We start from the raw sequence: 8,785 nt of genomic DNA on the forward strand, positions 1-8,785 counted from the left end.
CCGGCCGGCCGCCGCCGGTCCCGTCCCGCGCTCCGCCGGTCCCCTCCCGCGCTCCGTACCGCCGTCCGTCCCGTTGTCCGCGCTGCCGTCCGAGCTGTGCCGCACCGGGCCTCCCACCGTTCGCCGAAGAAATCGATTTCACACAGCCTCGGGCAGCCCCGGAAGCCCGGTCAAGGGGGCTGCGCGGGAAGAGCGGTGCTCCGGAAACCGGCGGCGGGTGACGGCGGGTGACGGCGGACGACGGCGGGCGGCTGCGGGGCGACGGGAAGTTACTTGTGCGTTCTGCACGGGCGGTTGGTGACAGGCGTGACTGTTGCCCGTTCCACCACCGGTGGAAGTCTCGGGTCGACGCCGCCACGAGGGCCGGCCGGGACCGGGAAGACCGGGAAGGGGAGCCATGGATCAGGGCTACGCCGTCTTCTGCGATGCGGACCGACACTTCTACGACGCACCGCACCGGCTGCCCGCCGACTCCGAAGGCGCCCCGGGAGCCCTCTACGAACACGCCCTGCGCGACACCCCGCCGGGCTGGCAGCGCAACCGCTCGGGCGACTGGCTGGCCTTCCGCCCGCCCGGCGGCGCCGGACTGCCCGCCCAGGGCTGGAAGATCCATGTCTCGGCCTGTCTGGACAACGCCGAGAAGGTGCTCACCAAGGTCTGGGACTACTGCGTGCCGCGGGAGATCGCCTTCAAGTTCATCCCCGGCCGCCATCTGCTGCACACCCGCAACGCCAAGTACGCCGACCGCGGCGGCAGTGGAAAGTTCGTCACCGTCTACCCGGCGTCCGACGACCGCTTCCGCGAGATCGCCGGTGACCTCGCCGAACTGCTCGACGGCGAGCCCGGCCCGTACATCCTCAGCGATCTGCGCTGGGGGAACGGCCCGGTGTACGTGCGCTACGGCAGCTTCACCGAGCGGAACACCTACGACGCCGACGGCGTCCTGCGCCCCGCGGTCGAGGACCCGCGCGGGCGGCTCGTCCCCGACCGCCGGGACCCCGCCTTCCACGTCCCCGACTGGGTCGAGCTGCCCGCCTGCCTGGAGGAGCATCTCGCCGCCCGCGGAACGGCCACGACGGCCTCCGTCCCGTACCGCGTCGAGCGCGCCCTGCACTTCTCCAACGGCGGCGGGGTGTACGCGGCCACCGACACCCGCACCGGTGAACGCGTCGTCCTCAAGGAGGGCCGGCCGCACGCCGGGCTTGCGGCCGACGGCGCCGACGCCGTCACCCGGCTGGAACGCGAACGCGCCGCCCTGGAGAGACTCGCCGGGCTGCCGTACACCCCCGAGGTGCGCGACACCTTCACCCTCGGCGACCACCACTTCCTGGTCCTGGAACACATCGACGGCCGGCCCCTCAACACCTTCTTCGCCCGGCGCCACCCGCTGATCGAGGCGGACCCGGGCCCGGAACGCCTCGCCGAGTACACCGCGTGGGCGCTGCGGATCCACGGACTGGTCACCGAGGCCGTGGACGCCGTGCACGCCCGGGGCGTCGTCTTCAACGACCTGCACCTGTTCAACATCATGGTCTCCGAGGACGAGTCCTCGGTCGTGCTGCTGGACTTCGAGGCCGCCGCGCCCGCCGCCGAGAACCGCCGTCAGGTCGTCGCCAACCCGGGCTTCGTCGCCCCCGCCGGCCGCCGCGGCACCGACGTCGACCGGTACGCCCTCGCCTGTCTGCGGATCGCCCTGTTCCTGCCGCTCACCAGCCTGTTCGCCATCGACCGGGGCAAGGCGGCGCATCTCGCCGAGATCGCCGCCGAGCAGTTCCCGGTGGACCCCGCGTTCCTCGACGCCGCCGTCACCGAGATCCTCCGGGACGCGCCCGGCGAGATCCCGCGCGACGTCCCCGGCGGGGCGCGCACGGCCGCCGGGACGGATCCCTCCGAAGGGTCGTCCGGAGCGGACCACGGCGACGGGCCCGGCGGGACCGGTACGGAGGAGTCCGGGGAGATCCGTACGGAGGAGTCCAGTGCGGTCCGCGCGGAAGGGACTGGTGCGGTCCGCGCGGAAGGGACTGGTGCGGTCCGCATGGAAGGGGCCGGTGCGGTCCGCACGGAAGGGGCCGGTGCGGTCCGTGCCGAAGAGGCCCGCGGGGTGCGTGAAGAGGGCCGCCTGGTTCGCACGGAAGAGTCCGGCGCGGCCGGTGCTGCCGGTGTCCGCGCGGTTCGTACGGACGAAGCCGGCGCCGGCCGCACCGCCCCCGGAGCGGGGCGCCGCGGGCCCGCCGGTGCCGGTCGCGGCCGGTACCTCCCCGTCGACCCCGCCGACTGGCCGCGCAGCCGCGACTCCATGGTCCGGGCCGTGCTCGCCTCCGCCACCCCGCACCGCGAGGACCGCTACTTCCCCGGGGACATCGCCCAGTTCGGTCCCGGCGGCGGAGCGACCTACGGCTACGGAGCCGCCGGAGTGCTGCACGCCCTCGCCGAGACCGGCGGCGGCCGTTGCGAGGACGCCGAGGAATGGCTGCTCCGGCGCGCCGCCCGGCCGCCCTCCGGCACCCCCCTCGGCTTCTACGACGGTCTCTCCGGCATCGCCTGGACCCTCGACCGGCTCGGCCACACCGGGCCCGCCCTCGAACTGGCCGACACCATCACCGCCCAGGACCGCACCGGCATGGCCCTCGACCTGCACAGCGGCCTCGCCGGGCTCGGCCTCGCCCTCGACTCCCTCGCGGCGAGCACCGGTGAGAGCGCCCTGCACGACGAGGCCGTGCGCATCGCCCGCCTCGTCGCGGACCGGACCGCCGCGGCGGCCAAGCCGTCCCCGCGCGCCGGTCTTCTGCACGGTGCCACCGGCACCGCGCTGCTCTTCCTCCGCCTCCACGAACGCACCGGCGACCCCGGACTGCTCGACCTCGCGGCCGACGCCCTCGACCGCGACCTCGCCCGCTGCGTGCGCGGCGCCGGCGGGGCGCTCCAGGTCGACGAGGGGAGGCGCACCATGCCGTACCTCGGCGCCGGGAGCGTCGGCATCGGCATGGTCCTCGACGACTGGCTGGCGCACCGCGACAACGACGCCTTCGACCGGGCGCGCGGCGAGATCGTGCAGGCCGCCCAGGCCCGCTTCTACGCCCAGCCCGGGCTGTTCCGGGGCGCGGCCGGCATGGTCCTGCACCTGGCCCGCACGACCACGGGCGGTCCGGGGACGGAACAGGCCGCGCTGCGCCGCCAGATCGCCTCGCTCTCCTGGGGCGCCGTTCCGTACCGCGGTGAACTCGCCTTCCCCGGCGAGCAGATGATGCGTCTCTCAATGGACCTGAGCACCGGCACCGCCGGTTGTCTGCTCGCCCTGGGCAGCGCGCTGCACGACCAGCCCGTGCACCTGCCCTTCCTCCCGCCGCTCACGCGGCCCCACAAGCCGGTCTCCGCCGGAGGCCGTACCCGAGAAATCCCCGTCCCCACGGACGACACCGACGAAAGGACAAGCTCATGACGCTTCTCGACCTTCAGACGCTGGAGACCCCGCAGGAGGAGAACGCCGAGATGACCGGAGGTGGCGGCAGCCGCGCGAGCCTGCTGCTCTGCGGCGACAGCAGCCTGAGCGTCACCACCTGTAACTGACCTCCGCCCACGGGGCTCCCCCTCCCTTGGGCGGAGCCCCGTGGAAGCGGTACAGGCTCAGCGGTCCCGGGCGGAACTCCGTCCGGGACCGCGCCGGGAAGGACCCCGTACGGCCACGCGGCCGGAGCGGCGCACGCGAGGACGGGAGGACAGCGCGCCCATGCCCACCGAGCCCTCCGCCGGGCGCACCCCGGACCCCGGAATGGTCGCACCCGGACCGGGCGCACCCGGACCGGGCGCACCCGGACCGGTCGCACCCGGACCGGTCGCACCCGGGCCGGGTGCCGCGCGGCCCGCCGTCACGGAACCGTGCGCAGGGAAGCCTGCCGCCGGGAGACCGCCCGCCGGGAAACCGCCGGTCCGGGAACCGGCCGGGCGGAAGCAGGCCGGCCGGGAACCGTCCGGCGAGGTACCACCCGCCCAAGGACCGCCCGGAGCGATACCGCCCGGCGAGAAGCCGTCCGCCGTCCCCGGGCCGGGCCCGCACGAGACGCCCCGGGCCCGCACACTGCTCGCCGGAGCCGCGCGGTTCACCCTCGGCCGGACCCTCCTGACGGCGCTCGCCACCACCGCCTCCGCCGCCGCGACCCTCGCCCTGCCCGCCGTGCTCGGACACACCCTCGACCTGCTGCTCGCCGGTGCGGGCGGCGCGCGGGGCTGGGCGCTGCTCTGCGCGGCCCTGCTCACGGCCGAGGTCCTGCTCGACGCCCTCGCCGCGTACACCACCGGCGTCACCAACGCCCACGGCACTGCCTGGCTGCGCCGCCGCGGCACGGCCCGGCTGCTCGCCCTCGGCCCGCACCGCGCCGCCCGCTTCACCCCCGGCGACCTGGTCACCCGGCTCACCGGCAACGCCGCCGAGGCCGGCACCGTTCCCGCGACCGCGGCCACCGCAGCGGCCTCGCTGGTGCTCCCCGTCGGCGGACTGGTCGCGCTGGTCCTCGTCGACGCGCCGACCGCGCTGGCCTTCCTCGCCGGCGTGCCCGTTCTGGTACTGCTGCTGCGGGCCTTCGTCCGCAGCTCCTCCGACAGCGTCACCCGCTACCAGCGCATCCAGGGCCACATCGCCGCCCGGCTGATGGAGACCCTCGCCGGGGCGCGGACCGTCGCCGCCGCGGGAACCGCCCGCTTCGAACACGCCCGGGTGCTGGCACCGCTCGCCGAACTCTCCGCGCAGGGCCGCCGCATGTGGCAGGTGTACGGCCGGGCCGTCACCCAGGGCGGCATCCTGGTGCCGCTGCTGACCACCGCGGTCCTGGCCGTCGGCGGTCTCCGGCTCACCGCCGGGCACCTGACCGTCGGCGAACTCCTCGCCGCGTCCCGCTACGCCGCCCTCGCCGCTGGTGTCGGAGCCGTCGTCGGACAGCTCAACGCCCTGGTCCGGGGCCGGGCCGCCGCCCGGCGCACCGCCGAACTCCTCGCCGTACCGCCGGTGCCGTACGGGCGGGAGCGGCTGCCCCGGGGCGGGCACGGCCGGCTCGAACTGCGGGGTGTCACCGTCGTACGCGGCGGGGCTCCCGTGCTGCGCGGGGTGGACCTGACCGTGCCCGGCGGCGCGACGGCCGCTGTCGTCGGCCGCTCCGGCTCCGGCAAGTCCGTGCTGGCCGCCGTCGCGGGCCGGCTCGCGGACCCGGACAGCGGCCGGGTGCTGCTGGACGGGGTCCCGCTGGAGCGCGTCGCCCGGGACGAACTGCGCCGCGAGGTCGGCTACGCGTTCGAACGCCCGGTGCTGTTCGGCGACACGGTGGGCGCCGCGATCGGGTTCGGGGCTTGCGAGCCGCCCAGGCCCGCGATCGCCGCCGCGGCCCGCGCCGCGGGAGCCGAGTCCTTCGTCCGGCTGCTGCCCGCCGGGTACGACACCGCCCTCGCCGATGCGCCGCTCTCCGGCGGTGAGCTGCAACGCCTCGGCCTGGCACGGGCGTTCGCCCACGCGGGCCGGCTGCTGGTGCTGGACGACGCCACCTCCAGCCTGGACAGCGTCACCGAACTGGAGGTCGGCCGGGCCCTGACCCGCGAGGTCCGCGCGGGCACCCGGCTGCTGGTGGCCCACCGTGTGTCGTCGGCGGCCCGTGCCGATCTGGTGGTCTGGCTGGAGGACGGGCGGGTACGGGCGGTGGGCCCGCACGACGTCCTCTGGGACCGCCCGGAGTACCGCGCGGTCTTCGCCGACCCGGGCTCCGGCTTGGGCTCCGACCCGGGCTCTGTGACGGACTCCGGTCCGGGCTCTGAACCGGGCTTCGCGACGGGCTGCGACCTGGGCTCTGTGACGGACTCCGGTCCGGGCTCCGCGTCGGGCTCCGACCTGGGCTCCGGGAAGGACTCCGGTCCGGGCTTCGGTCCGGGTTCCGCGTCGGGCTCTGTGAAGGACCCCGGTCCGGGCTCCGCGACGGACTCCGAGACGGACGGAGACCCCGGCGCGGACCCGGGCCGCGGTGTGAATCCCGGCTCCGGGGCGGACCCGGGCTCCCACCCGGGCGTGGACCCGGGCTCCCACCCGGGCGTGGACCCGGGCTCCCACCCGGGCGGGGTCCCCGGCGCCCCCGGTGTCGTGGATTCCGGCTCCGGCTCCTGTTCCGGCTCCTGTTCCTGCTCCGGGAGCCGTCCCGGGGGATCCGGGGGAACGGCATGACGCCCGGCCGCCCGGCAGGCCCGGGCCCGGCGCGGATCCGTCCCGCGCGGCGCGCGCGGGGCCCGCTGCGCCGGGTGCTGCCCCGTGCCCGGCGCTTCCTCGGAGCCCGCAAGCGGGTGCTGGTCACCCTCGGCGGCTGGTCGCTGCTGGAGTCCGCGCACACCTTCCTCGGCGGCTACGGCGTCGCCCAGGCCCTGGACCGGGGCTTCCTCGACGGCGACCCCGGCACCGGACTCGCCTGGCTCGCGGTGGCCGCCGTCGCGATCGTCGTCGGCGGCCTGGCCAACCGCGGTGTCTTCCGCGGCCTGGCCGACCTCGTCGAACCGCTCCGCGACGGACTGCTGCGCCGGGTCGTCGGAACGGCCCTGCGGGACGCCGTCGCCGACCCGGCCCGTTCCGGTGACAGCGCCGTCGTCTCACGGCTCACCCACCAGACGGAGACCGCCCGCGACAGTTTCGCCGGACTCGTGCTGGTCGCCCGCTCGTTCCTGTTCACGTCCGCCGGGGCACTGGCCGGCCTGGCCGCGCTCGCCCCGCTGCTGCTCGTCGTCGTCCTGCCGCCGCTGCTCCTCGGCCTGGCGCTGTTCCTGGCCACACTGCTGCCCATGGCGGCTCGCCAACAGGACTACCTGCGGGCCGACGAGGACCTGGCCGAGGCGTACGGAGCCGTCGCCACCGGCCTGCGGGACGTCGTGGCCTGCGGCGCGGAGGACCGTGCGGAGGACCGTACCGGCCGGCTGGCGGACGCCGAGGTACGGGCCGCGCGCTCACTCGCCCGGTGGGCCGCGGCCCGCACCCTGTCGCTCGGTGTCGCCGGGCAACTGCCGGTGCTGCTGCTGGTCCTCGCCACCCCCTGGCTGCTGCGGGGCGGCGTCACGGCCGGCGAGCTGCTGGGCGCCCTGACCTATCTGACGCAGTCCCTGCTCCCGGCCCTGCAGACCCTGATGACGGCCCTCGGCGCGGCCGGAACGCGGCTGCTGGTCATCCTGGACCGGCTCATGGGCGGTGCCGACGAGGAGCGCACCGGCCCGGCAGCCGCGCCCCGGGGCCCCGCCGACCCGGCAGTCGCGCCCCCCGGCCACCCGCTGCCCGAAGTCCCGCCCTCTTCCGCCCGGCCGCCCTCCGACCCGCCGCCCTCCGACCTGCCGTCTCCCGGACCCGCGAGCCCCGCTCCCGCCGATCCGGAGCCCGCTTTCCGCGAGCCCGCATCCGGCGAGCCCGCGCCCCGGGAACCCGCCCGCCGCGGATCCGCCCCCCGGGAACCGGCGCTCGCGCCCCGCGGAGCCGCCCTCACATCACCCGGGCGCGCCCCCGGCCGGTCCGGCTCCCCGCGCACCCCCGTGCGTCCCGCGTTCGCCCCGGTGCCCCCGGCGCCCTCCGTGCCGTCCGCGCCGTCCGCGCCGTCCGCGTCGTCCGCACCGTCCGCGTCCGCGACGCCGGGTGCGCCCCCCGTGCCCGCCGTCGAGCTGCGGTCCGTCACCTTCGCGTACGGAGCCGGGGCCCATCCCGTACTGCGCGATCTCGACCTCGCCGTGGCGCCCGGCGAGCATCTGGTGGTGGTGGGGCCCAGCGGCATCGGGAAGTCCACCCTGACCGGGCTGGTCGCCGGGCTGCTGGTGCCGGACCGGGGCGAGGTGCGGGTCGGCGGCAGACCGGCGCGCATCTCACCGTCCGCCGCCGACGCGGCCCGCGAGCGGGTGCTGATCCCCCAGCAGGCGTACGTCTTCACGGGAACGCTGCGCGAGAACCTCCTCTACCTCTGCCCCGACGGTGCTCCGGACGCGGCCGTGCTCGCCTCGGCGGAGGCGGTCGGCCTGGGACCGGTCGCGGAACGGATCGGAGGGCTGGACGCCGTCGTGGACCCGGCCGTGCTCTCACAGGGCGAGCGCCAACTCGTCGCGCTCGCACGGGCCCATCTCGCCCCGGCGCCGCTGGTGCTGCTGGACGAGGCGACCTGCCATCTCGACCCGGTGGCGGAGGAACGGGCGGAACGGGCGTTCGCCCGGCGCCCCGGCACGCTGATCGTGGTGGCCCACCGGATCAGCTCCGCGCGCCGGGCGGACCGGGTGCTGGTGATGGACGGCGTGCACGCCGTCTGCGGCCGGCACGAGGAACTGCCCGCCCGGTCCGACCTCTACCGCGACCTCGTCGGCCGCTGGCACACCGCCCGCCTCTGAGATCCCGTACGACCCGCGGCGCCGGAACGTCCGTACACCAACCCGCACATCGCGCACGCGAACCCGCACATCGCGCACGCGAACCCGTTCGGCGCGCACGCGAACCCGTCCGGCATGCGTGCGAACTCGTTGGCGTGCATGCGAACTCGTCCGTCGCGCACGGGAACCCGCCCGGCTCCACGCGGACGGACCGGCGGCGACGCGGAAACTCGCCCGTGCTCGTACGCGGACCGCCCGGGCTCGTACGAACCCGCCCGGCGCGCAAGCGAACTCGTCCCACGTGCCTGAGAAACCGCCCGGCGCGCAAGCGACCCCGCCCGGCCCTACACGGACCGCCCCGGCGGACGCGGAAACCCGCCCGGCGGTGACGCGGAAACCCGCCCGGCGCGATGCGGAAACCCGCCCGGCGGCG

General features: G+C 76.3%; 4 protein-coding genes. All 4 read left to right on the forward strand.

Annotated elements, in window-relative coordinates:
* Positions 1-397 precede the first annotated feature (397 nt).
* The 4 genes from lanKC to GCU69_RS33390 all read left to right on the forward strand — a co-directional run bounded on the left by lanKC (position 398) and on the right by GCU69_RS33390 (position 8,373).
* Positions 398-3,439 carry a class III lanthionine synthetase LanKC gene (lanKC, locus tag GCU69_RS33385; RefSeq protein ID WP_235978171.1) on the forward strand — a complete coding sequence of 1,014 codons (3,042 nt, stop codon included), beginning with the start codon at positions 398-400 and terminating at the stop codon, positions 3,437-3,439.
* Positions 3,436-3,567, forward strand: a complete 132-nt coding sequence (locus GCU69_RS02785) for a SapB/AmfS family lanthipeptide (RefSeq protein WP_156205029.1) — start codon at positions 3,436-3,438, stop codon at positions 3,565-3,567. Before lanKC ends, GCU69_RS02785 begins: the two co-directional genes overlap by 4 nt.
* A gap of 439 nt (positions 3,568-4,006) precedes the next feature.
* Complete coding sequence (locus GCU69_RS02790; protein ID WP_408055752.1) at positions 4,007-6,196, forward strand: ABC transporter ATP-binding protein; 2,190 nt, start codon at positions 4,007-4,009, stop codon at positions 6,194-6,196.
* Complete coding sequence (locus tag GCU69_RS33390; protein ID WP_235978172.1) at positions 6,193-8,373, forward strand: ATP-binding cassette domain-containing protein; 2,181 nt, start codon at positions 6,193-6,195, stop codon at positions 8,371-8,373. The genes GCU69_RS02790 and GCU69_RS33390 overlap by 4 nt, the downstream gene beginning before the upstream one ends.
* The last annotated feature ends 412 nt before the right edge of the window (positions 8,374-8,785 follow it).

Origin of the sequence: Streptomyces lycii (genome assembly GCF_009735685.1) — a bacterium.
GTDB lineage: Bacteria > Actinomycetota > Actinomycetes > Streptomycetales > Streptomycetaceae > Streptomyces > Streptomyces lycii.